This is a genomic window from Variovorax sp. YR216, from assembly GCF_900107745.1.
Classification (GTDB): Bacteria; Pseudomonadota; Gammaproteobacteria; order Burkholderiales; family Burkholderiaceae_C; genus Variovorax.
In genome coordinates, this window is the sequence record NZ_FNRO01000004.1 from 176691 (window position 1) to 198740 (window position 22050).

General features: G+C 66.7%; 23 protein-coding genes. 13 read left to right on the top strand and 10 right to left on the bottom strand.

Annotation, left to right across the window (positions count from 1 at the left end):
• Positions 1-14 precede the first annotated feature (14 nt).
• Positions 15-341: a thioredoxin family protein gene (locus BLW05_RS14125; RefSeq protein ID WP_093163443.1), complete on the top strand. Its 327-nt coding sequence runs from the start codon at positions 15-17 to the stop codon at positions 339-341.
• Here the strand turns inward: BLW05_RS14125 and BLW05_RS14130 are convergent, their stop codons facing one another.
• Entirely contained in the window at positions 342-719 is a 378-nt protein-coding gene (locus tag BLW05_RS14130) for a nuclear transport factor 2 family protein (RefSeq protein ID WP_093163445.1), read from the bottom strand. It lies immediately after the preceding gene.
• A gap of 89 nt (positions 720-808) precedes the next feature.
• On the bottom strand, positions 809-2113 hold the full coding sequence (locus BLW05_RS14135; RefSeq protein ID WP_093164050.1) for a D-amino acid dehydrogenase: 1305 nt from the start codon (positions 2111-2113) through the stop codon (positions 809-811).
• A 129-nt stretch (positions 2114-2242) separates the two neighbouring features.
• On the opposite strand from BLW05_RS14135, the gene BLW05_RS14140 reads away from it, so the two are divergent.
• A complete protein-coding gene (locus BLW05_RS14140) occupies positions 2243-2710 on the top strand; it encodes a winged helix-turn-helix transcriptional regulator (protein ID WP_093163446.1) in 468 nt (155 codons plus the stop codon).
• A 105-nt stretch (positions 2711-2815) separates the two neighbouring features.
• On the opposite strand, the gene BLW05_RS14145 is transcribed toward BLW05_RS14140, so the two are convergent.
• The 3 genes from BLW05_RS14145 to BLW05_RS14155 are packed head-to-tail and all read right to left on the bottom strand — an operon-like array spanning position 2816 to position 5183.
• Positions 2816-3733 carry an ABC transporter substrate-binding protein gene (locus tag BLW05_RS14145; protein ID WP_256330295.1) on the bottom strand — a complete coding sequence of 306 codons (918 nt, stop codon included), beginning with the start codon at positions 3731-3733 and terminating at the stop codon, positions 2816-2818.
• Positions 3730-4437 (bottom strand): ABC transporter ATP-binding protein, encoded by a 708-nt coding sequence (locus BLW05_RS14150; RefSeq protein ID WP_143044831.1) that lies wholly within the window; start codon positions 4435-4437, stop codon positions 3730-3732. The genes BLW05_RS14145 and BLW05_RS14150 overlap by 4 nt, the downstream gene beginning before the upstream one ends.
• Complete coding sequence (locus tag BLW05_RS14155; RefSeq protein WP_093163448.1) at positions 4434-5183, bottom strand: ABC transporter permease; 750 nt, start codon at positions 5181-5183, stop codon at positions 4434-4436. The genes BLW05_RS14150 and BLW05_RS14155 overlap by 4 nt, the downstream gene beginning before the upstream one ends.
• Positions 5184-5322: 139 nt before the next feature.
• On the opposite strand from BLW05_RS14155, the gene BLW05_RS14160 reads away from it, so the two are divergent.
• Positions 5323-6423: a substrate-binding domain-containing protein gene (locus BLW05_RS14160; RefSeq protein WP_093163449.1), complete on the top strand. Its 1101-nt coding sequence runs from the start codon at positions 5323-5325 to the stop codon at positions 6421-6423.
• A gap of 18 nt (positions 6424-6441) precedes the next feature.
• Here BLW05_RS14160 and BLW05_RS14165 read toward each other — a convergent pair whose 3' ends face one another.
• Complete coding sequence (locus BLW05_RS14165) at positions 6442-7731, bottom strand: SUMF1/EgtB/PvdO family nonheme iron enzyme (RefSeq protein WP_093163451.1); 1290 nt, start codon at positions 7729-7731, stop codon at positions 6442-6444.
• Positions 7732-7864: 133 nt separating this feature from the next.
• Between BLW05_RS14165 and BLW05_RS14170 the strand changes: the two genes are divergently transcribed.
• From BLW05_RS14170 to BLW05_RS14205, 8 genes are all read left to right on the top strand, one after another.
• A complete protein-coding gene (locus BLW05_RS14170) occupies positions 7865-9031 on the top strand; it encodes an ABC transporter substrate-binding protein (RefSeq protein WP_093163453.1) in 1167 nt (388 codons plus the stop codon).
• 154 nt (positions 9032-9185) lie between these two features.
• Complete coding sequence (locus BLW05_RS14175; protein ID WP_093163454.1) at positions 9186-10067, top strand: branched-chain amino acid ABC transporter permease; 882 nt, start codon at positions 9186-9188, stop codon at positions 10065-10067.
• Positions 10064-10930 (top strand): branched-chain amino acid ABC transporter permease, encoded by an 867-nt coding sequence (locus tag BLW05_RS14180; protein ID WP_093163455.1) that lies wholly within the window; start codon positions 10064-10066, stop codon positions 10928-10930. Before BLW05_RS14175 ends, BLW05_RS14180 begins: the two co-directional genes overlap by 4 nt.
• On the top strand, positions 10927-11727 hold the full coding sequence (locus tag BLW05_RS14185) for an ABC transporter ATP-binding protein (protein WP_093163457.1): 801 nt from the start codon (positions 10927-10929) through the stop codon (positions 11725-11727). The genes BLW05_RS14180 and BLW05_RS14185 overlap by 4 nt, the downstream gene beginning before the upstream one ends.
• Complete coding sequence (locus BLW05_RS14190) at positions 11724-12446, top strand: ABC transporter ATP-binding protein (protein WP_093163458.1); 723 nt, start codon at positions 11724-11726, stop codon at positions 12444-12446. Before BLW05_RS14185 ends, BLW05_RS14190 begins: the two co-directional genes overlap by 4 nt.
• Before the next feature lie 156 nt (positions 12447-12602).
• Complete coding sequence (locus BLW05_RS14195) at positions 12603-13142, top strand: TRAP transporter small permease subunit (protein ID WP_093163460.1); 540 nt, start codon at positions 12603-12605, stop codon at positions 13140-13142.
• Positions 13143-13203: 61 nt separating this feature from the next.
• Complete coding sequence (locus BLW05_RS14200) at positions 13204-14733, top strand: TRAP transporter large permease (RefSeq protein WP_093163461.1); 1530 nt, start codon at positions 13204-13206, stop codon at positions 14731-14733.
• On the top strand, positions 14730-15203 hold the full coding sequence (locus BLW05_RS14205; protein WP_093163463.1) for a hypothetical protein: 474 nt from the start codon (positions 14730-14732) through the stop codon (positions 15201-15203). Before BLW05_RS14200 ends, BLW05_RS14205 begins: the two co-directional genes overlap by 4 nt.
• A gap of 81 nt (positions 15204-15284) precedes the next feature.
• On the opposite strand, the gene BLW05_RS14210 is transcribed toward BLW05_RS14205, so the two are convergent.
• The 4 genes from BLW05_RS14210 to xseB form a co-directional block, all read right to left on the bottom strand.
• Entirely contained in the window at positions 15285-16364 is a 1080-nt protein-coding gene (locus BLW05_RS14210; RefSeq protein ID WP_093163464.1) for a TRAP transporter substrate-binding protein, read from the bottom strand.
• Positions 16365-16451: 87 nt separating this feature from the next.
• The gene (dxs, locus tag BLW05_RS14215) at positions 16452-18338 is read right to left on the bottom strand and encodes a 1-deoxy-D-xylulose-5-phosphate synthase (protein ID WP_093163466.1); all 1887 of its coding nucleotides are present in this window, start codon (positions 18336-18338) and stop codon (positions 16452-16454) included.
• Between the two features lie 15 nt (positions 18339-18353).
• Positions 18354-19274: a polyprenyl synthetase family protein gene (locus tag BLW05_RS14220; RefSeq protein ID WP_093163468.1), complete on the bottom strand. Its 921-nt coding sequence runs from the start codon at positions 19272-19274 to the stop codon at positions 18354-18356.
• Positions 19271-19537: an exodeoxyribonuclease VII small subunit gene (gene xseB / locus BLW05_RS14225; protein WP_093163469.1), complete on the bottom strand. Its 267-nt coding sequence runs from the start codon at positions 19535-19537 to the stop codon at positions 19271-19273. Before xseB ends, BLW05_RS14220 begins: the two co-directional genes overlap by 4 nt.
• Before the next feature lie 191 nt (positions 19538-19728).
• On the opposite strand from xseB, the gene BLW05_RS14230 reads away from it, so the two are divergent.
• Both BLW05_RS14230 and BLW05_RS14235 read left to right on the top strand, forming a co-directional pair.
• Positions 19729-20859: an aromatic ring-hydroxylating oxygenase subunit alpha gene (locus BLW05_RS14230; RefSeq protein ID WP_093163470.1), complete on the top strand. Its 1131-nt coding sequence runs from the start codon at positions 19729-19731 to the stop codon at positions 20857-20859.
• A 250-nt stretch (positions 20860-21109) separates the two neighbouring features.
• The gene (locus BLW05_RS14235) at positions 21110-22042 is read left to right on the top strand and encodes a DMT family transporter (RefSeq protein WP_177142662.1); all 933 of its coding nucleotides are present in this window, start codon (positions 21110-21112) and stop codon (positions 22040-22042) included.
• Positions 22043-22050 lie beyond the last annotated feature (8 nt).

The window sequence follows — 22050 nt, forward strand, 5'->3', positions numbered from 1 at the left end:
AGCAGAATCAGACGATGAGTTCCTACGCAACCGAACAACCTTCCCGCGCCGAGGTCGACGCGATGCCCGGTCTCACGCTGGTCGAATTCGGCGCCAACTGGTGCGGCATCTGCAAGGCGGCCCAGCCGGCGATCAACGAGGCGCTGCGCGATGCGCAGCACCTGCGCCATCTCAAGGTCGAGGACGCCAGCGGACGACCGCTCGGACGATCCTTCGGCATCAAGCTCTGGCCGACGCTGGTCTTCATGCGCGACGGCCTGGAGGTCGGGCGTGTGGTGCGGCCCGGCAGTGCGGCGGACATTCGCCGCGAGCTCGAACAGGCTGCCGCCGCGAAGCACTAATTAGGCCCCGGCCGGGAGCTTGTCCAGGAAGCCGGTGACGGCTTGCAGCTTGCCCGCTTCGAGCAGCACGAAGTCCGTGCCCTCAATGAGATCCTCCGCGCCGCTCGGGCCGAGCGTCCATGAGAAGCGCAGCTGGTCGCCGTGTCCGTCCACGCGGCCCTTGAGCGCGAAGCGGAACCCCGGGTAGCGCTGATGCACGCCGCCGACGAGTGCGTTGATCTGCGTGCGCCCGCTGGCCTGCGCAATCGGATCGACGTAGCGCGCGTCGTCGGTCCAATGCGTTTCGAGCAGTTTCAGCCGACGGTCCTCGTCGGTCTCGTTCCAGACGGCGATGTATTGCTCGGCGACCTGCTTGGCATCGGGGATGGCGGTGTTCATGGCGAGTCCTTTCGGTGTTCAACACCCGCAACAGCGCGGGGTGAAGGAATGGTCGCCGCGGGAGCGCCGCCGGTCGATGACGCGGGAGGTTATGCGGGCACGCCTGCCGGGCGCACGATGCGACGTCCGCCGGAAGCCGGCGCGAGGTAGCGATCGACCGAGAGGCCGTCGGTGCGGATGTCCGGACGCCGGCCCATCACCTGGTCGGCGACCACCTTGCCGGAACCGCAGGCCATGGTCCAGCCCAGCGTGCCGTGGCCGGTGTTGAGGAACAGGTTGGCATACGGCGTCGCGCCGATGATCGGCGTGCTGTCGGGCGTCATCGGACGCAGGCCGGTCCAGAAGGTGGCGCGCGGCAGGTCGCCGCCCGGGAAGAGATCGGTCACGACCCGCTCCAGCGTCTCGCGGCGATGCGGATTGAGCCGCAGGTCGAAGCCGCCGAGTTCGGCCATGCCACCGACGCGGATGCGGTCGTCGAAGCGCGTCACCGCGACCTTGTAGGTTTCGTCGAGCACGGTGGATTGCGGCGCCAGCGCAGGATCGACCAGCGGCACCGTCAGCGAGTAGCCCTTGACCGGATACACCGGAATGTCGAGCCCCAGCGGCGCGATGAACTCGCGCGAGTAGCTGCCGAAGGCGAGCACGAAGCGGTCGGCGGTGAGCACCTGTCCGTCCGAAAGACGCACGCCGGTGATTCGGCCGCCTTGGGTGACGAGCCCATCGACCGATTGATCGAAGCGGAAGTCCACGCCCAGGCCCCGCGCCACATCGGCCAGACCCTTCGTGAAGAGATTGCAGTCGCCGGTCTCGTCGTTCGGCAACCGCAGGCCGCCGGCCAGGAGATCACCGGTGCGCGCGAGTGCCGGTTCGACCGAAGCAAGCTGTTCGCGACCGAGCAATTCATAAGGCACGCCGCACTCTTCGAGCACCGCCACATCCCGCTGCACCGCATCGAGCTGCGCCTGCGTGCGAAAGAGCTGCAGCGTGCCCTGGGTGCGGTGCTCGTAGCGCACGCCGGTTTCGGCACGCAGTGCACGCAGGCAGTCGCGGCTGTATTCGGCCACGCGCATCATCCGTTCCTTGTTGACCGCGTAGCGATCGGGCGAGCAGTTCTTGAGCATCGCCGCCATCCAGCGCAGCTGGAACAGCGTGCCGTCAGGACGGATCGACAACGGCGCGTGCTTCTGGAACATCCACTTGAGCGCCTTCAATGGAATGCCCGGCGCGGCCCATGGCGTGGAATAGCCGGGCGACACCTGCCCGGCATTGGCGAAGCTGGTTTCCTGCGCGGGCCCGCTCTGGCGGTCGAGCACGGTCACCTCGGCACCGGCCTTGGCGAGGTAGTACGCGGTCGTGACACCGATGACGCCGCCACCCAGAACAATCACTTTCATCGCAAAACCCATTCAGTGCAGGAAATGCGTCAAGCGTATTCTCAAGATCGCCGTAAACTTCGCTGAAATCAGAACGATCGACAGTTGTTTTTGCTGATTTTTTGCCGCTTTCAGGCCTCAAGGAGTGAAATGACCGACCTCGACCGGACAGACCGGAAAATCCTCGACATCCTCCAGCGCCAGGGGCGCATTTCGATGACCGATCTGGCCGAGCAGATCGGCCTGTCGACCTCTCCCTGCTCCGAGCGCGTGCGCCGCATGGAGCGCGAAGGCGTCATCACCGGCTACTACGCGCGCGTCGATCCGCAGGCCCTCGGCAAGACGCTGCTGGTGTTCGTCGAGGTCACGCTCTCGTCCAAGTCGGGCGATGTGTTCGACAAGGTGCGCAAGGAGCTGATGCACGTGCCCGAGGTCATGGAATGCCACCTCGTTTCAGGCGGCTTCGACTACCTCATCAAGGCCCGTCTGCGCGCGATGAGCGACTACCGCAACCTCCTCGGCGACCTGCTCAAGAAGCTGCCCGTCACGGCCGAGTCGCGCAGCTACGTGGTGATGGAAGAGGTGAAAGAAAGCCTTTACCTCCCCGTGGACCGATAGCTTCCAATCAATGCCAGAAACACCGCGGAACCGGCTCAGCCGGGCCGCCGGTGTTGCCCCCTGCAAGGGGGTGTCAGAGCCACACGAAGTGGGCGAGGCTGGGGGTCATTTGAAGTTTGGAAAAAACAGCTGCTCCCCGCCGATCTTGTACGAAGCGATGGTCGACTGCCCCGCCGGCGAAATCACCCAATCGACGAACTTCTGCGCGCCCGCGCTGTTGAGCTGCGGAAACCTCGCCGGGCCCACCACCATCACCCCGTACTGGTTGAACAGGCGCTTGTCGCCTTCCACCAGCACCGTGAGGTCAGCGCGGTTCTTGAAGCTCAACCAGGTGCCGCGGTCGGCCAGCACATAGGCGCCGGTCGACGCCGCGATGTTGAGCGCCGGCCCCATGCCGCAGCCGCATTCCTTGTAGCCCGTGCCCTTCCTCTCGCCCGGCACCGGCTGGCCGGCTTCGGCGAGATCGGTCTGCGTCCACAGGCGGCGCTCGGCGGCGTCGGTGCCGCTCTTGTCGCCGCGCGAGACGAAGGGCGCGTTGGCGGCGGCGATCTTCCTGAGCGCTGCGACGATGTCGCTGCCCTTCGTTCCGGCCGGATCGTTCTTGGGGCCGATCAGGATGAAGTCGTTGTACATGACCGGGAAGCGCCTGGCCGCGAAGCCTTCGGCGACGAACTTCTCCTCGGCCGCCGTGTCGTGGACGAAGAGCACGTCGGCGTCGCCGCGCCTGGCCATGTCGATGGCCTGCCCGGTGCCGACCGCGACCACTTTCACGTCGATGCTGGTGGCCTGCTTGAACGCCGGCAGCAGATGGCCGAAGAGGCCGGACTGCTCGGTCGAGGTGGTCGAGGCCATGGTGATGGTCTCGGCATGCGCAGCCACCGACAGAACGATCGCGCCCGAGCCGATCAACGCATGCAGACCGACGCGGCCAAGCCGGGGAATCCCGCAGAACCGGCTTGGCCGGGCCGCCGGGATTGCCCCCGGAGAGGGGGAGCGCCGAAGGCGCATGGGGGTGAGCGTCATACCAATTCTCCTTTGACGAACAGACGCGCTTCGCGGGGCAAGGGCCCGTTGAAGAAATCGTGGACCGGCAGGTCGGCGAGCAGCCGGCCGTGCTCGAGATAGATCACGCGGCTGGCGAGCCGCTTGACCTGCCCCAGGTTGTGGCTGGCGAACACCAGCGTGCGTCCTTGCGCCGCATCGGCGATGAGCGCCTCGACGTCGCGCTTGGCGGTCGGGTCGAGGCTGGCTGTCGGTTCGTCGAGCAGCAGCACGTCCGGCTGCAGCACCCATGCACGCGCCAGCGCCATCCGCTGCTGCTGGCCACCCGAGAGCGTGCGGGCATTGCGGTCTGCCAGGTCGGCGAGGCCCACGCGCGCGAGCGCCACCGTCGCCTCGCGCTGCGCGTTGGCCCACGGCGCGCCACGCAGCCACAACGCGAGCGCGACGTTGTTGCGCACGCTGGCGCGCAGCATGTGCGGCCGCTGGAACAGCATCGCCTGCCGGCGGCGCGAGACACGGCTGACGAATGCGCCCCGCGAATGCGGCACCAGCCCGTGCAGCACGCGCAGCAAGGTGCTCTTGCCGCTGCCGTTCGCGCCGATGAGCGCGACACGCTCGCCCGCATCGATCGACAGCGTCGTGCCAGACAGCGCCTGCACCCGACCGAAATGCACGTCGATGTCGTGCAGGCTGAAAAGCGGCTCGGAGCTCGCGAACCGGCTCACGACGTCACCTCCAGATGGCGGGTGACCGCAGGATCGGCCGCCCCGCCGTCGACGCGCTCGCGCCAGCTCCGAAGCGCCGCGATGACGAGGTTGAGCACCAGCACCACGCCCAGGAGCACGAAGCCGAGCGCGAGCGCCAGCGGCAGGTCCCCCTTGCTGGTTTCGAGCGCGATGGCGGTGGTCATCACGCGCGTGAAGCCGTCGATGTTGCCGCCAACGATCATCACCGCGCCGACTTCCGACACCGCGCGGCCGAAGGCGGCGATCACGACCGTGACCAACGCATAGCGCTCGTCCGCGACGAGCAGCAGCGCACGCGCGAACGGGCCGGCGCCGAGCGAACGCAACTGCTCGCCGTGTGCGCGATCGGCATCCTCGATGGTCTGCCGCGTCAGCGCGGTGACGACGGGCAGCACGAGGATGGTCTGCGCCAGCACCATCGCCTTGAAGCTGAACAGCCAGCCCAGGAACCCCAGGGGCCCCGAGCGCGAAAGCAGGAGGTAGATCACCAGCCCGACCACCACTGAAGGCAGTGCGAGCAGCGTGTTGAGCACGGTGAGCAGCAGCGCGCGTCCCGCGAATCGCGTGACCGCGATCCATGCGCCCAGCACGAGGCCAAGGCCGCAGGCGAGCACGCACGCCGACGCGCTGACCGCGAGTGACCGGCCGACGATCGCCAGCAATACCGGATCGCCCGAAACGAGGAGTTCGCCTGCGGCGACGATGCTGTCTGTGAAAGTGTTCATTCGTGGGTGAAAGCAAAACGCGGGGCAGTGTGTAGCAATTTGCGACCGCGACTTATGCAATCAATTTCATAAGTCAGGGATTGCATTTGCATAATCCTCCGGGCTCCGAGATGCCGCCTTCCCCCTCCCGCCGCCTTCCGTGCACCAGATCGAACTCTCCTATGCCATCGCGCCCCGCCGAAGCGGTCGCGCGCTGATCCGCAACCCGCTCATGGAACTGCTGCACGCGGTGCGGGAGCACGGCTCCATCTCGGCGGCGGCGCGATCACTGGGCTTTTCATACCGCCATGTGTGGGGCGAGCTGCGGCGCTGGGAAGACCTGCTCGGTCATGCGCTGGTCACCGGCGAGCAGGGTCGCTCGGCGCAGCTCTCGGAGTTCGGCGACAAGCTCCTGTGGGCCGAGCGACAGGCCCAGGCGCGGCTTGCGCCGCAGATCGAAGCGCTGCACGCCGATCTCGAACGCGCCTTCGCGCTCGCCTTCGACGACAGCACGCACGTGCTGAGCCTGCACGCAAGCCACGACGATGCATTGGTCCTTCTTCGCGGCCACGCGGCGGCCACGGCGCGCCTGCAGCTCGACATCCGCTTCACCGGCAGCGTCGACGCGATCAGCGCGCTGAACCAGGGTCGCTGCGTGATGGCGGGCTTCCACACGCTGGAACATTCGCCGAACGGATCGCTCGCGCAGCGCACCTACAAGCCGCTGCTCAAGCCAGGCCTGCACAAGCTGGTCGGCTTTGCGCGGCGCACACAGGGGCTGATCGTCGCGGCCGGCAATCCACTGGGACTTCGGAACCTGCAGGACGTGGCCGGACGCGGCGTGCGATACGTCAACCGCCCGCTGGGCACCGGCACGCGCGTTCTGTTCGATGAACTGCTCGAACGCGAAAGGCTCGATGCCGGCGCCATCACGGGCTACGCGCACAACGAGCCTTCGCACACCGCGGTCGCGCACGCGATCGCGTCAGGCCAGGTCGATGCGGGCCTCGGCATCGACTCGGCCGCGCGTGCGATGGGCCTGGGCTTCGTCCCGCTGGTGCACGAGCGCTATCACCTCGCCTGCCTCAAGACCGCGCTGGATCAGCCGGCGATCCAGGCCCTGCTGACGCTGCTGCGCGGCAAGGCCTGGCAGCATCAGCTGGGCACCCTGCCGGGCTACGAGAACGCGGACAGCGGCAACGTGCAGTCGCTGAGCCGGCTCCTGCCGTGGTGGAACTTCAAGCCGAAGAAGTCGGGCTGAGACCGGAGCCGGCAGCGCTCAAAGCGTGCAGGTCCTGAAGCCGAAGAAACCGTCGTCGCGATCGGGCATCGCAAAGCCCCGGCGCTTGGGTGAACGCAACCGCGCACGGGTCGCGAACGACGCGCCGCGCAGCACACGCGCACGCCCGAAGGCCGGTTGCGGATCGAAGGCAGTTCCGTCGCTCCACGGATCGACGCGGAAGCCCGTCCACGGCCGCAGCGTGCCCGCCGTCCATTCGTGCACATCCGCCCAACGGAAGCCGCGGTTCATCGCGGTGTGCGCCGCGATCTCCCATTCGACCTCCGTCGCCAGCCGGCGGCCGGCCCAGCGTGCCCAGGCATCGGCCTCCCACCAGCTCACATGCACCACGCTCTGGTTGTCCGCGGCGCGCACCGTCCGGCCGAAGCGCTGCTGGAGCACCGAGCCGCCGCCTTCGCGCGTCGATCCGATCTGCTCGACGTGGCGCGGACCGCGCCGTCCTTCGATCTGGGCGGCGAGCCACGCCTGCCCTTCAGGGCGCCACAGCTCGGGTCGGTCGTAGCCGCCGTCGTCGACGAACTCGACGAACTGGCTCCAGGTGACCGGCTGCGAATCGATTTCGAACTCGGGCACGTCGACGTGCTCCGCGCCGCATTCCTGCGCGAATGCAAAACCCGGCCCGGCCATGCCAAGCTCCCACGCCGTCGCCGGCATCAGCAGCGGCTGGCGGCTGACCGCTGCCGGCGGCAGTTCGATGCCCACCCGCAGGCCGAGCGTCTGCGCCATCACGACGAGCTGCTCGCCGCACATGTCTTCGTGAAACAGCGCCAAACGGTAGAAATAGAGCCCCGAATCCGTCTCCGCGGCGTGCTCGAGCAGTTCCAGCGTGATTTCCAGCGTTTCGAGAAGGTAGGCCTTGGTCTGCGCGAGATCGGGCATGTCCGGCGACCACCGGTCGGCCAGCGGAACCTGCGAGGGGTTCCACCACGCATCCGCGTTCGGCTCGATGGCCGCGAGCCGCGTGGGGCGCACCGGGCACTCGGCGCCGAATGCGCGCTGGGTATTGCGCGCGATCCACCATTCGGCGAACCAGCCGATCTGCCCGGCGAGCCAGACGGGCGGATCGACACCTTCGGCGCGCGGCATCGCGAGCGTCGCGGAGCCGAGCGCCTGCTCGTACAGCGACAGCAGATGCAGCGTGTGGTTGCGCGCATCGATCAGCGCCAGGGACAACAAGTCGCGGCCCGCGCGGCGCATGTCCGGCGAATCGATCGCCTGCGGCGCGCCGGATGTGCTGAAAGGCGTCGAGGACGGCGGGCTTGAGGGCATCTGGAATTATGACGATCCGCGCACCGTCGGCGTCAACCTCGGCATTGCCAGGGGAGAGCACACGGGCAGCTTCGTCACCCCACTTATAAAATACGCGCCCTCTCCTCTCCCTGACCAGAAAGAACTCTCCATCATGAGACGCTTCCCTCTCAAGAACTCGCTGCTCGCCGTCGCGGCGTTCGCGGCGTTCACCGCATTCGGTCCCGCCGCACAGGCGGCCGACCTGAAGATCGGCGTGGCCGAGGCCCTGTCGGGCGGCGCCGCCCAGTACGGCACCGCCATCCGCAATGGCTTCGAACTGGCCGTTGCCGAGATCAATGCCGCAGGGGGCATCAACGGCAACAAGATCGAACTGGTCATTGCCGACGAGCAGGGCAAGAAGGAAGAGGCGATCAACGTCTTCAAGAAGCTGATCTTCCAGGACAAGGTGCTGATGGTCTTCGGCCCGACGCTGTCCAACTCCGCGCAGGCCGCCGACCCGATCGCGCAGGCCGCCAAGACGGTGGCCTTCGGCACGTCGAACACCGCCGACGGCATCACCTCGATCGGCGACCACATCTTCCGCAACTCGGTGACCGAAGCCGACGTGCTGCCCGAGACGATCAAGACCGCGGTCAAGAACGCCGGCATCAAGAAGGTGGCGGTGCTCTACGGCAACGACGACGTCTTCACCAAGAGCGGCTACGACAACTTCAAGAAGGCGCTCGACGACCTGAAGATCCCGGTGACGACCACCGAGACCTTCGCCAAGGGCGACGTGGACTTCAAGGCCCAGCTCACCAAGATCAAGGCCAGCGGCGCGGATGCGATCGTGCTGTCGGCGCTGCTCGCCGAAGGCGCGCCGATCATGGTGCAGGCCCGCCAGCTCGGCCTGAACGTGCCGATCATCGGCGGCAACGGCATGAACTCGGTCAAGATCTTCGAACTCGCCAAGGGCCAGTCGGACAACCTCTACGTGGGCAGCCCGTGGTCGTCCAGCAACGCGACGCCCGAGAACACCAAGTTCATCAAGGCCTACACCGAGAAGTTCAAGATGGCGCCCGACCAGTTCGCGGCGCAGGCCTATGACGCGATGTACATCGCGGCCCAGGCGCTCAAGAACGTCAAGGTGAGCGGGGACCTCGCGGCCGACCGCGCCGCGGTGCGCGAGGCGCTGCCGTCGGTGAAGCACACCGGCGCCACCGGCGCGTTCCAGTTCCGCCGCGCCAACGACAAGAGCGGCAAGCCCGCCGGCTACGACGCCCAGCAATTGCCCATCGTCAGCGTGACGAAGGGCTCCGAGTTCGTCATCACGAAGTAAAGCTCGCCCCCAGGCTGCGCGCACTTCGTGTCGCTGCGCCAACCCCCTACCGGGGGCAACACCAGCGGACCGGCAAAGCCGGTTCCGCGGTGTTTCACGAACAGCGGGAGCCGGCCTTGCCGGTCCCGCTTTGTGTTTTTTGAATGGAATCAGCATGCTTGAACAGCAACTGGTCAACGCGCTCTCCCTCGGGTGCGTCTATGCCCTCTTCGCGCTGGGCTTCACATTGATCTTCGGTGTGCTCGGCGTCATCAATCTTTCGCACGGCGCGGTCTTCATGGTGGGCGCTTATGCGGCCGTGCAGGTCATGGCGCGTTTCGATCTGCCGCTGTGGATCGGACTGCTGTTCGCGTTTGCCTTCTGCGGCCTGCTGGGGCTGCTGATCGATTTCCTGGTGCTCAAGCCGCTGCGCGCGCGCAATGCACCACACCTGATTCCGATGATCGCGACCATTGGCGTGGCCATCATCCTGAACAACGGCGTGCAGGGCCTGTTCGGCGCGCAGAACGTGCGCTTCCCGGCGGGCTCGGTGTCGAGCGATTCGCTGAATCTCGCGGGCATTCATCTCACGGCGCTGGAGCTGGGCATCATCCTGCTGTCGTTCGTGCTGATGGCGGTGCTCATGCTGGCGCTCAAGCGCACGCAACTCGGCCGTGCGCTGCGCGCCATTGCTGAATCGCCGAAGGCGGCCTACCTGCTCGGCATCAATGTCGAGGGCCTCTTCTACCTGACCTCGTTCGCCGCCGCCGCGCTGGGCGGGCTCGCGGGCGTGCTGATCGGGCTCTATTCCAACGCGGTGTTTCCGCTCATGGGCCAGCCGATGCTGCACAAGGGCATCGCGGTGATCATCCTCGGCGGCATGGGCGACATCCGTGGCGCGATGCTGGGCGGCCTGTTCCTCGGCTTCGCGGAAGTGCTGTCGGTGGCCTACATCGGCTCGACCATGCGCGACGCGGTGGCGTTCGGCCTGCTGTTCCTCGTGCTGCTGGTGCGGCCCAAGGGACTCTTCGGCACGGTGCAGGAGCGAAAGGTATGACCGCCGTGCTCGAGAATTTCTGGTCGGTCTACAGCAACCTGGTGCTCACGCTGGGCACCAATGCGCTGCTGGCGCTGTCGATCTGGCTCACGCTGTCGTGCGGCATGCTCGCCATGGCGAATGCCGCCTTCATGGGCATCGGCGCGTACACCTCGGCGATCCTGTCGATGAATTACGGCGCCCCCTTCCCGGTCGCGATCGCGGCGGGCATGGCGGCGCCGGCCCTGACGGCTTTCGTGATCGGCAAGCCGACGCTGCGGCTGTCGGGCGTGTACCTCGCGATGGCGACGCTCGCTTTCGGCGAGGTGGTGCGCATCGTGGTGCTCAATGCCGAGTCGCTCACGGGCGGCGCGCTGGGGCTCAACGGCATTCCGCAGGCCACGCAGTGGTGGCACGTGCTGCTCGCCGTGGTGCTGGTGCTGCTCGCGCTGTGGCGGATGCGCCGCTCCAAGGTCGGCCGCGCCTTCGAGGCGATCAAGGAAGACGAAACCGCCGCCGGCCTGATGGGCATCGACGTCGGCGGCCACAAGATGCTGGCCTTCGTGCTCGGCGCCGCGATCGCGGGGCTGGCGGGCGTGCTCAATGCGCATCTGACCTTCTTCATCGGGCCGAACGAATACGGCTTCGACCGCGGCGTGGACATCCTCACGATGACCGTCCTCGGCGGCATCAACGGGCTGACCGGACCGGTGCTCGGCGGCGTGATCCTCACGGTGCTGCCCGAGGCGCTGCGCGCGTTCGGCGATTTCCGGCTGGTGGTCAATGGCGTGATCCTGGTGCTGATCGTGCTGTTCCTGCCGAAGGGCATCTGGGACCCGTCACGTTTCCGCCAATGGTTCGGACGCAAGGGAGCGACGGCATGAGCGCCACACCGCTTCTTCAGCTCGACGGCGTCTCGCGCCACTTCGGCGGCCTCAAGGTGCTGCAGGAGGTCAACCTCGAAGTGCCGCAGGGCGGCGTCTTCGGCCTCATCGGCCCCAACGGCGCAGGCAAGACCACGGTCTTCAACCTGACGACGGGCCTGCTGCCGACCACCGGCGGCTCGATCCGCTTCGAGGGCCGCGACCTCGCGGGCCTCAAGCCCCACCAGATCACGCGCGCAGGCATCGCGCGCACGTTCCAGAACATCCGCATCTTCAAGGAGATGTCGCTGCTCGAGAACGTGATGGTCGGCATGCACGCCAAGCTGCGCTATGGCGCATTCGGACTCCTGGCGGGCACGGGGCTCTTCCGCGCCGAGGAGAAGCGGGCGCGCGATCGCGCACGCGAGCTGCTCTCGTGGGTCCGGCTCGATCACAAGGGCGACGACGCGGCCGACAACCTCTCGTACGGCGACCAGCGCAAGCTCGAACTCGCGCGCGCCCTCGCCACCGACCCGAAGCTGCTGCTGCTCGACGAACCGGTGGCGGGCATGAACAGCACCGAAAAGACCGAACTGATGCACGAGATCCGCAACATCGCGGGCCGCGGCTACACCATCTTCATGATCGAACACGACATGCGCTTCGTGATGGGCTTGTGCGAGCACATCGCGGTGCTGAACTTTGGCCGCATCATCGCGCGCGGCAATCCCGACCAGATCCGAAACGATCCCCAGGTGATCGAGGCCTACCTCGGCCGCGAGGAAGACGAAGCGACGATCGAGGGGGTGACGCCATGAGCGCCGCGCCTCTGCTGAAAGTCGAAGGGCTGCGGGTCGCCTACGGCCACATCGAGGCGGTCAAGGGCATCGATTTCGAACTGCACGAAGGCCGCATCACCACGCTGGTGGGCGCCAACGGCGCGGGCAAGTCGACCACGCTGCTTGCGCTGTCGGGCCTCGTGGCCAAGGCGGCGGGACGGGTGGTGCTCGACGGGCAGGATCTCACCGCGCTGTCGCCGCACCGCATCGTCGCCTCGGGCATGGTGCAGGTCGCCGAAGGCCGTGCCACGCTGACGACGCTGACGGTGCGCGAGAACCTCGAACTCGGCGCCTACACGCGCCGCGACGGACGCGCCCAGCGCGCGGATGACCTCGAGCGCATCTATGCGCTGTTCCCGCGGCTGAAGGAGCGGGCCGACGGGCTCGCCGGCAATCTCTCGGGCGGCGAGCAGCAGATGCTGGCGATCGGCCGTGCGCTGATGGCAAGGCCGCGCGTGCTGCTGCTGGACGAACCGTCGATGGGCCTCGCGCCGATCATCGTGCAGGACATCTTCCGCACGCTGCGCGAGATCAACAAGGCGGGCCTCACGATCTTCCTGGTCGAGCAGAACGTGCGGCAGGCGCTCAAGATCGCCGACAGCGCGTATGTGATCGAGACAGGAAAGATCGTGTTGTCCGGCAGCGGACACGAACTGCTCGGAAACCCGAAGGTGCAGGACGCGTACCTCGGCGGCTGAGGCGCGCCACGCCGCTTCGGACGCAGCTGTATAGGGGGAAGTCCTCAAGGCGAGGGCGTGGGCACCCCCCGGAAATTTCGCAACAGAGCGTTACCATCGATGGCTTTCGCGCCCGCGCCGGCGCGACGCCAGAGAGACCCGCGTCCGGAGACAAAGTTGTCAGCCTTCCTCAAATTCACACTCGCCGTGGACTGGGTCAGCGCCCAGCTCGGCAAGGTGGCCGCCTGGGCCGTGCTCGCCGCTTCGGTCATCTCGGCCGGCAACGCGACCATTCGCTACGGCCTCGATGTCAGCAACAACGCCTGGCTCGAGATCCAGTGGTACCTCTTCGCCGCGACCGTGATGCTCGGCGCGCCGATCGTCTTGAAGCTCAACGAGCACGTGCGCGTCGACATCCTCTACGGCCGGCTCAAGCGCAACGGCCCGGTCTACGTCGATCTCTTCGGGCTGCTTTTCTTCCTGCTGCCGGTGATGGGGCTCCTGTTCTGGCTGACCTTCCCCTTCTTCCTCAACATGCTGCGCACCGGCGAGATGTCCGGAAACATCGGTGGCCTGATCCGCTGGCCCGCCGCGCTGATGATGCCGCTGGGGTTCGGCGCGGTGTTCCTGCAGGGCGTGGCGGAAATCATCAAGCGCATTGCGTATCTGCGCGGCCTGCTCGAAATGGACACGCACTACGAGAAGCCGGTGCAATGAGCACCAGACACCAGAGCCACCAGCGCCTCGCCCGCCTCTCGCGCATCGCAGGATAAGAAAAATGCAAATGGAAAACTTTGCCCCGATCATGTTCGCGGGGCTGGTCGTCATCATGCTGATCGGGTTCCCGGTCGCGTTCTCGCTGGCCGCACTCGGTCTCTTCAGCGGCTTCTACGCCATCGAGATGGGCTGGTTCCCGGCCGGCTTCATGGCCAACCTGCCGCTGAACGTCTTCGGCATCCTGTCGAACGAAACGCTGCTCGCCATCCCGTTCTTCACGCTGATGGGCGCGGTGCTCGAGAAATGCGGGCTCGCCGAGGACATGCTCGACTCGATGGGCCAGCTCTTCGGCCCGGTGCGCGGTGGCCTCGGGTACTCGGTGATCATCGTGGGCTTCATCCTCGGCGCGATCACCGGCACCGTGGCCGGCCAGGTGATCGCGATGGCGATGATCTCGCTGCCGATCATGATGCGCTACGGCTACAACATGCGCTATTCGACCGGCGTGCTGGCGGCCTCGGGCACCATCACGCAGCTCGTGCCGCCGTCGCTGGTGCTGATCGTGATGGCCGACCAGCTCGGCACCGACGTCGGCCAGATGTACAAGGGCGCGTGGGGTCCGTCGATCCTGCAGGTGCTGATCTTCGCGATCTACACCTTCCTCGTGGGCCGCATCCGTCCCGACTATGTGCCGGGCGTGCCCGCATCGGCGCGCACGCTGTCGGGCTGGGCGCTGTGGGGCAAGTGCCTGCGCGGCATCATCCCCTCGGCCATCCTGATCTTCGCGGTGCTCGGGTCGATGGGCGGCCTGCCCTTCATGGACCACGCGATCGCCACGCCGACCGAGGCCGGCGCGATGGGCGCGGTCGGTTCGCTGATCCTCGCCGCGATCCATCGCCGCCTGAACTGGCAGATGCTCAAGGAAGCCATGGACGGCACCATGCGCCTCACGGCCATGGTGGTCTTCATCCTGATCGGCTCGCGCATGTTCTCGCTGGTGTTCCAGGGCGTCGACGGCGCGAAGTGGATCGAGCACATGCTCTCGGGCCTGCCGGGCGGCCAGATCGGCTTCCTGATCGCGGTCAACATCTTCGTGTTCTTCCTGGCGTTCTTCCTCGACTTCTTCGAGATCGCCTTCATCATCCTGCCGATGCTCGGCCCGGTCGCGGCCAAGCTGGGCATCGACATGGTCTGGTTCGGCGTGCTGCTGTGCGTGAACATGCAGACCTCGTTCATGCACCCGCCCTTCGGCTTTGCGCTGTTCTACCTGCGCGGCATCGCCGACACGCTCTTCAAGAACGGCGCGCTGCCGCGCAAGATCGAGTCGCGCGACATCTACCTCGGCGCGGTGCCGTGGGTGGGGCTGCAGCTGCTGCTGGTCGGCATCGTGATCTTCTTCCCGCAGACCGTCACCGTGTTCCTCGACAAGCAGGTGGTGGTCGACGTGGACAAGGTCCAGCTGGAGATGCCTGCAGAGCAGAACGAACCCGACACCGGCGTGAACATGGAGGACCCGTTCAACCAGAAGTCCGATCCCGAAGCGCCTGCAACGCCGGACGCCCCGGCACCGGGCAGCGACACCAAGCAGTGAACGACAACGGGGCCGAGGCCCCTCCTGCCCCGGACGACACGCCGGTCTCGCTCGAGAGCCCGGCCTATCCGCGCTTCGTGCGGATCCTCGCGGTCGTCTTCGTGGTCGACCTGATCGCCTTCGGGCTCTGGAGCATCCCTTCGCTCAGCGACGAATCGTGGACCGCCGGCAGCATCGCACTGTTCGTCCTCGCCGCGTTGTGCATTGCCTGGATGGGCTACTGGATCGTGAACAGCCGCACCCGCCTCGAAGGTGACGAGCTCACGCAGACCTGGCTCTGGACCAAGCGCGTACGCGCCTCCGAAGTCGCACAGCTCAAGCTCGTGCACTGGCCATGGCTCCAGAGCGTGATCGCGCCGCGCCTTCTCGTGCGCCGGCGCAATGGCGCAGTGGGGTGGTTCCATTCGGCGGATGCGCGCCTGTTGACGGAGTTCGCGCAACGCGTTGCTGCGCGCAACTTCAGGGACTGATCGCTCAGGAACCTCAACGAAAAAGGCCCTGCCGTTGCCGGCAGGGCCTTTTTGATCTGGTGCAGTTTTCGGCCGGACCGGTTACAGCTTCTGCGCTTGCATGAAGCGGTCGAAGGTGCCTTCCGTGAAGCGGAACCAGGCATTCTGGTCGGCCAGGAACTTGGCGTAGTCGCCGTACACCTTCTTCCACTCGGGGTTGGTGTTGTTCAGGTCGTTGTAGATCTGCTGGGCCGACTTGAAGGCCGCGTCCATCACGTCCTTCGAGAAGGGGCGCAGCTTGGTGCCGGAGCCCACGAGCTGCTTCAGCGCGACGGGGTTGCGCGCGTCGTACTTCGCGGTCATGCCGACGTTGGCTTGCGCGGCGGCGGCCGACACGATCGCCTTGTATTCGGCCGACAGGCCTTCCCACGCCTTGGTGTTGATGTAGAAGTCCAGTTGCGGACCACCTTCCCACCAGCCGGGGTAGTAGTAGTACTGCGCGACCTTGTTGAAGCCGAGCTTCTGGTCGTCATACGGGCCGACCCACTCCAGCGCATCGAGCGTGCCCTTTTCGAGGGCGGGGTACAGGTCCGCGCCGGGGATCGACTGCGGAATCACGCCGAAGGGTTCGAGCACGCGGCCGGCGAACGGGTTGGTGCGGAACTTCAGGCCCTTCAGGTCGGCGACCGATTTGATCTCCTTGCGGAACCAGCCGCCCATCTGCGCGCCGGTGTTGCCGCCCGGCAGGTTGTAGATGTTGTACTTGGCGTAGAAGTCGCGCATGAGCTTCAGGCCGTTGCCTTCGTACATCCATGCGTTCATCTGGCGGGTGTTCAGGCCGAAGGGCACTGCGCAGCCGAGACAGAAGGTCGGGTCCTTGCCGTAGAAGTAATACGGCGCGGTGTGCGCCATTTCGACCGATGCGTTCTGCACGCCGTCGACCACGCCGAAGGCCGGCATCAGTTCGCCACCGGCATGCACCGAGATCTGGAACTTGCCGCCCGTCATGTCGCTCACGCTCTTCGAGAAGGTCTCGGCCGTGCCATAGATGGTGTCGAGCGACTTAGGGAAGCTCGACGCGAGACGCCAGCGCACGGCAGCTTGCGCATGAACCGCAGGCGCGATGCCCGCGGCGAGAACGCCGGCGATGCCTGCGTTTTTGATGAGGGAACGACGATCCATTGATTTGTCTCCGGGGCTTGAAAAACGAGAACGCGGCTTGTGGCCGCGTCGCTGACCAGTCTGGTCAGACACCATTGTAAAAAATGCTTACACAACGCCAGGGCGGGTTTTCCCTGCGGAAACCACGCTGTCGAAGCGCTGCGCGATGGAGCGCTCGATCCCTTCCGCATCGAGGCCGATGCCCGAGAGCAGCTTCGCGGGGTCGCCGTGTTCGATGAAGCGGTCGGGCAGTCCGAGTTGCAGCACCGGCTTCTGCAGGCCTGCTGCCTGCAGGGCTTCGAGGACCGCACTGCCGGCGCCGCCCATGATCGCGCCCTCTTCCACCGTCACGAGCGCCTCGTGCGAGCCGGCGACCTTGAGCAGCAGTTCGACGTCGAGCGGCTTCGCCCAGCGCATGTTGACCACGGTGGCGTCGAGCGACTCCGCTGCCTTCAAGGCCGGGTAGAGCAAGGTGCCGAAGGCGAGGATCGCGATCTTGCGGCCTTCGCGGCGGATCTCCCCCTTGCCGAAGGGCAGGCCGTCGAGCGACTGCGGCGGCGTGACGCCCGCGCCCGAGCCGCGCGGATAGCGCACCGCCACCGGATGGCTCTGCTCGTAGGCGGTGGTGAGCAACTGGCGGCACTCGGCTTCATCGGCCGGACAGGCCACGCTCATGTTGGGAATGCAGCGCAGGAACGAGATGTCGTAGGCGCCCGCATGCGTCGCTCCGTCGGCACCCACCAGCCCCGCGCGATCGAGCGCGAACACGACCGGCAGGTTCTGGATCGCGACGTCATGAATGAGCTGGTCGTACCCGCGCTGCAGGAAGGTCGAATAGATCGCGACCACCGGCTTGAGGCCTTCGCAGGCAAGGCCCGCCGCGAAGGTCACCGAATGCTGCTCGGCGATGCCGACGTCGTAGTAGCGCTCAGGGAAGCGCTTCTCGAATTCGACGAGGCCCGAGCCTTCGCGCATCGCCGGCGTGATGCCGACGAGTCGGCCGTCCTTCGCGGCCATGTCGCACAGCCAGGTGCCGAAGACTTGCGTGAAGGTCTGCTTGGGCGCGGTCGCGGGCTTGACGAGGCCAACCGCCGGATCGAACTTCGAAGGCCCGTGATAGGCGACCGGATCGGCTTCCGCGAGCTTGTAGCCCTGGCCCTTCTTCGTGACCACGTGCAGGAACTGCGGGCCGCGAAGATGCTTGAGGTTCTCGAGCGTGGGCACGAGCGAGTCGATGTCGTGCCCGTCGATCGGACCGACGTAGTTGAAGCCGAACTGCTCGAACAGCGTGGCCGGCACCACCATGCCCTTGGCGTGCTGCTCCAGACGCTTCGCCAGCTCGAAGAGCGGCGGCGCGGCGCGCAGCACGCTCTTGCCGACGTTCTTCGCAGCAGCGTAGAAGTTGCCGCTCATGAGTTGCGCGAGGTAGCGGTTGAGCGCCCCCACCGGCGGGCTGATCGACATGTCGTTGTCGTTCAGGATCACCAGCAGCTTGCAGTCGTCGCACACGCCCGCGTTGTTCAACGCCTCGAAGGCCATGCCGGCCGTGAGCGCACCGTCGCCGATGATCGCGACCGAATGGCGGTCCTCGCCCTTCTGGCGCGCGGCAAGCGCCATGCCGAGCGCAGCCGAGATGCTGGTCGACGAGTGCGCGGTGCCGAAGGTGTCGTACTCGCTTTCGGTGCGCTGCGGAAAGCCGGAGATGCCGCCGAGCTGGCGCAACGTCGGCATGCGGTCGCGGCGACCGGTGAGGATCTTGTGCGGATAGGTCTGGTGGCCCACGTCCCACACCAGGCGATCGTGCGGCGTGTTGAAGACGTGGTGCAGCGCGACCGTGAGTTCCACCGTGCCCAGGTTCGAGCTGAGATGGCCGCCGGTGCGCGAGACGTTGTCGAGCACGCAGGTGCGCACCTCGTCGGCGAGTTGCTTGAGTTGGGCGCGGTCCATTTGCCGCAGCTGGGAGGGGTCGTGGATGGTGGGGAGCAGCGGAGCCATGTGCAGTTCTTGTCGTTATCGATCGCGATCGACGACCATGTAGGCGAGCGCGCGCAGCGCGCCCGTGTCGGCCAGCGCGCTGCGATCCAGCGCTTCGAGAGCCTGGGCCAGCAACTGGCGCGCCTGTGCACGCGCGCCGTCGAGGCCGAGCAGTGAAACGTAGGTGGGTTTGTCGCTTGCAGCGTCCTTGCCCGCGGTCTTGCCGAGCGTTTCGGAATCGGCAATGACATCGAGGATGTCGTCGACCACCTGGAAGGCGAGCCCGACTGCGGCGCCGTAGTCGCGCAGCGCGGAGAGCGTTTGCGGCGCGAGCGCATGGCCGCAGGCCGCGCCCATCTCGACGCTGCCCTGCAGCAGCGCGCCGGTCTTGAGGCGATGCATGTTGCGCAGTTCGGCTTCGGTCAGCGCAACACCGACGCTGGCCAGGTCGATCGCCTGGCCGCCCGCCATGCCCTGGCTGCCCGCGGCGCGCGCCAGCAGGCGGCACAGGGTCGCCTGCACCGCCGGCGAAATGCTGCTGCCATCCGGCGTGAGCAGCTCGAACGCAAGCGCTTGCAAGGCATCGCCGGCCAGCAGCGCATCGGCTTCACCGAACTTGACGTGCACCGTGGGCTTGCCGCGGCGAAGCACGTCGTTGTCCATGCACGGCAGGTCGTCGTGCACCAGCGAATAGGCGTGAATCAGTTCGACCGCGCACGCGGCGCGCAACGCCGCTTCGGCATGGCCGCCGACCGCCTCGCTGGCGGCCAGGACGAGCAGCGGTCGCAAACGCTTGCCGCCATCGAGCACGGCATAGCGCATCGCGTCGCCCAGGAGCACCGGCGCATCCACGCCGACCCATTCGGACAATGCGGATTCGACGCGCGCCAGCAGAGGCTCGCTCCACGCGGACAGTCGGGCGGCATCCCACCGCGAGGTTTCGCAGGCCGTCGTCATTCGGCCGTCCAGACCTTGAGGCTGCCCGCGTCGAGCAGCTTGATCTGGTCTTCGACCGCCTGCAGCTTGTCGCGGCAGAACGCCAGAAGCGCCGCGCCGCGCTGGTAGCTGCCCAGAAGCTGATCGAGCGGCAACTGCCCTGATTCGAGTTCGTTCACGAGTTGTTCGAGCTCCTGCAAGCCGGCTTCATAGGTGGCCGGCAGCGTGCCGGTGTCGGGCACGGTGGACTCGGCCGGCTGGGGGGAAGAAGGCACCTTGGGCATGCGGCGATCGTGGGTGAAACCCTACATTTTAGGGCGGGGGACCCGATTGCATCCCGAAGGGTACAATCCGCGGTTCTCCGGGCCGGCAGATGCTGACCCATTTTCTTTTGGGGCCGCCGCGCGACGTCGCACGCTTTCAAGGCGGCCATCCGTTCTTCTTTCTCCCTGTGGGGAGCTTGGTCAGGTCACCCATGTCTGATTTAAGTCTTCAACTGCAGCAGGCTTCGAGCCAACTTCCGGTTTCCGCATATTTCGACGAGGCGCTCTATGCCCGCGAGATGCAAACACTCTTTGCCGCCGGCCCGCGCTATGTCGGCCATCGGCTGGCGGTCCCCGAGCCGGGCAGCTTCCATACGCTGCCGCAGGAGCACCAGGGTCGTGCACTGGTCCACACGCCCAAGGGCGTGGAGCTGATTTCCAACGTGTGCCGCCACCGGCAGGCGCTGATCCTCCAGGGCCGCGGCGAACTCGACCCGACCAGCGGCGGCAACATCATCTGCCCCTTGCACCGCTGGACCTATGCAGCCGCGGATCCGCGCACGACCGGCACGCTGATCGGCGCGCCCCACTTCGAGCAGGACCCCTGCCTCAATCTGCACAACTACCCGCTGACCGAATGGAACGGGCTGCTCTTCGAAAGGAGCGCCCACGCCGGCAGCCGTGACGTGGCCACCGACCTCGCGAACCTCGGCGCGCGCGCCGACCTCGATTTCGAGGGCTACGCACTCGATCGCGTCGAACTGCACGAGTGCAACTACAACTGGAAGACCTTCATCGAGGTCTACCTCGAGGACTACCACGTCGGCCCCTTCCATCCCGGCCTCGGCAGCTTCGTGACCTGCGACGACCTGCGCTGGGAATTCGGCAAGCACCATTCGGTTCAGACGGTCGGCGTGGCCAACCGGCTCGGCCGCGCCGGCAGCCCGGTGTACCAGCGCTGGCAGGAACAGCTGCTGAAGTACCGCGAAGGCAAGCCGCCGAAGTACGGCGCGATCTGGCTCACCTACTACCCGAACGTCATGGTGGAGTGGTATCCGCACGTGCTCACGGTGTCCACCCTGCATCCGATCGGGCCGCAGAAGACGCTCAACATGGTCGAGTTCTTCTACCCCGAGGAAATCGTCGCCTTCGAGCGCGAGTTCGTCGAGGCGCAACAGGCCGCCTACATGGAAACCTGCGTCGAGGACGACGAGATCGCCGAACGCATGGACGCCGGCCGCCGCGCGCTGATGCTGCGCGGCGACGACGAAAGCGGCCCCTACCAGAGCCCCATGGAAGACGGCATGCAGCAGTTCCACGAGTGGTACCGCCGGCAGATGTGACTCGCCCCCAGGCTCGCGCACTTCGTGTCGCTCTCCACCCCCTACCGGGGGCGCAGCCCGCGGCCCGGCCAAGCCGGTTCCGCGGCTGCCCCCGCACAGGCGGGCGCTTCGCGCCGCCCTGCATCTCGGCCGGCGCAGCCAGGCCCCTTCGTGAAACACCGCGGAACCAGCTCCGCCGGGCCGCTGGTGTTGCCCCCTGGAAGGGGGTGCAGAGCCACACGAAGTGGGCGAGGCTGGGGGTGAGCCACTGATGCAAGCACTGTGGATGGTGCTGGGGGCACTGATCTTCGCCACCATGGGCGTGTGCGTGAAGTTCGCGTCCGCCTGGTTTTCCTCTGCTGAACTGGTCTTCTATCGCGGCCTGATCGGCATCGTCTTCCTGTGGATCCTCGCGCGCCAGCGCGGTGTCACGCTGGCCACGCGCTATCCCGGCATGCACGCATGGCGCAGCCTGATCGGCGTGGTGTCGCTGGGTGCGTGGTTCTACGCGATCGCGCACATGCCGCTCGCGACCGCGATGACGCTCAACTACATGAGCAGCGTGTGGATCGCGGCTTTCCTCGTCGGCGGAGCGCTGCTGGCGTGGGTGCCGGTGCCGGGCCGCGATGGGCGCGCGCCGCGTCCGCCGTTGCAAGGTCCGCTCGTGCTCACCGTGCTGGTGGGCTTCGGCGGGGTGGTGCTGATGCTCAAGCCATCCGTCGAAGGCAGCCAGGGCTTCGCCGGCATGCTGGGCCTGCTGTCGGGACTGACGGCCGCCTTCGCCTACATGCAGGTGGTCGCGCTGTCGCGCATCGGCGAGCCGGAATCGCGCACGGTCTTCTACTTCGCCGTGGGCTCGGCTGTCGCTGGAGGACTCGGCACGCTGGTCGGCCCCTCGACGCCCTTCAGTGAATGGACCTGGGGCCACGCCGCGTGGCTGCTGCCGGTCGGCGTGCTGGCCGCGCTCGGCCAGCTTTGCATGACGCGCGCGTACGCCACCGCCAAGACCGAAAGCGGTACGCTCTTGGTCGCGAATCTCCAGTACTCGGGGATCGTGTTCGCCGCGATGTACAGCGTGCTGCTGTTCGGTGACCCCATCGACGCGACCGGCTGGCTCGGAATGGCGCTGATCGTGGCGAGCGGAATTGCGGCAACGGTGCTGCGGCAACGCTCGTTGCCGAAGGCGCCCGCCGAGGAACATTGAAGGACTTC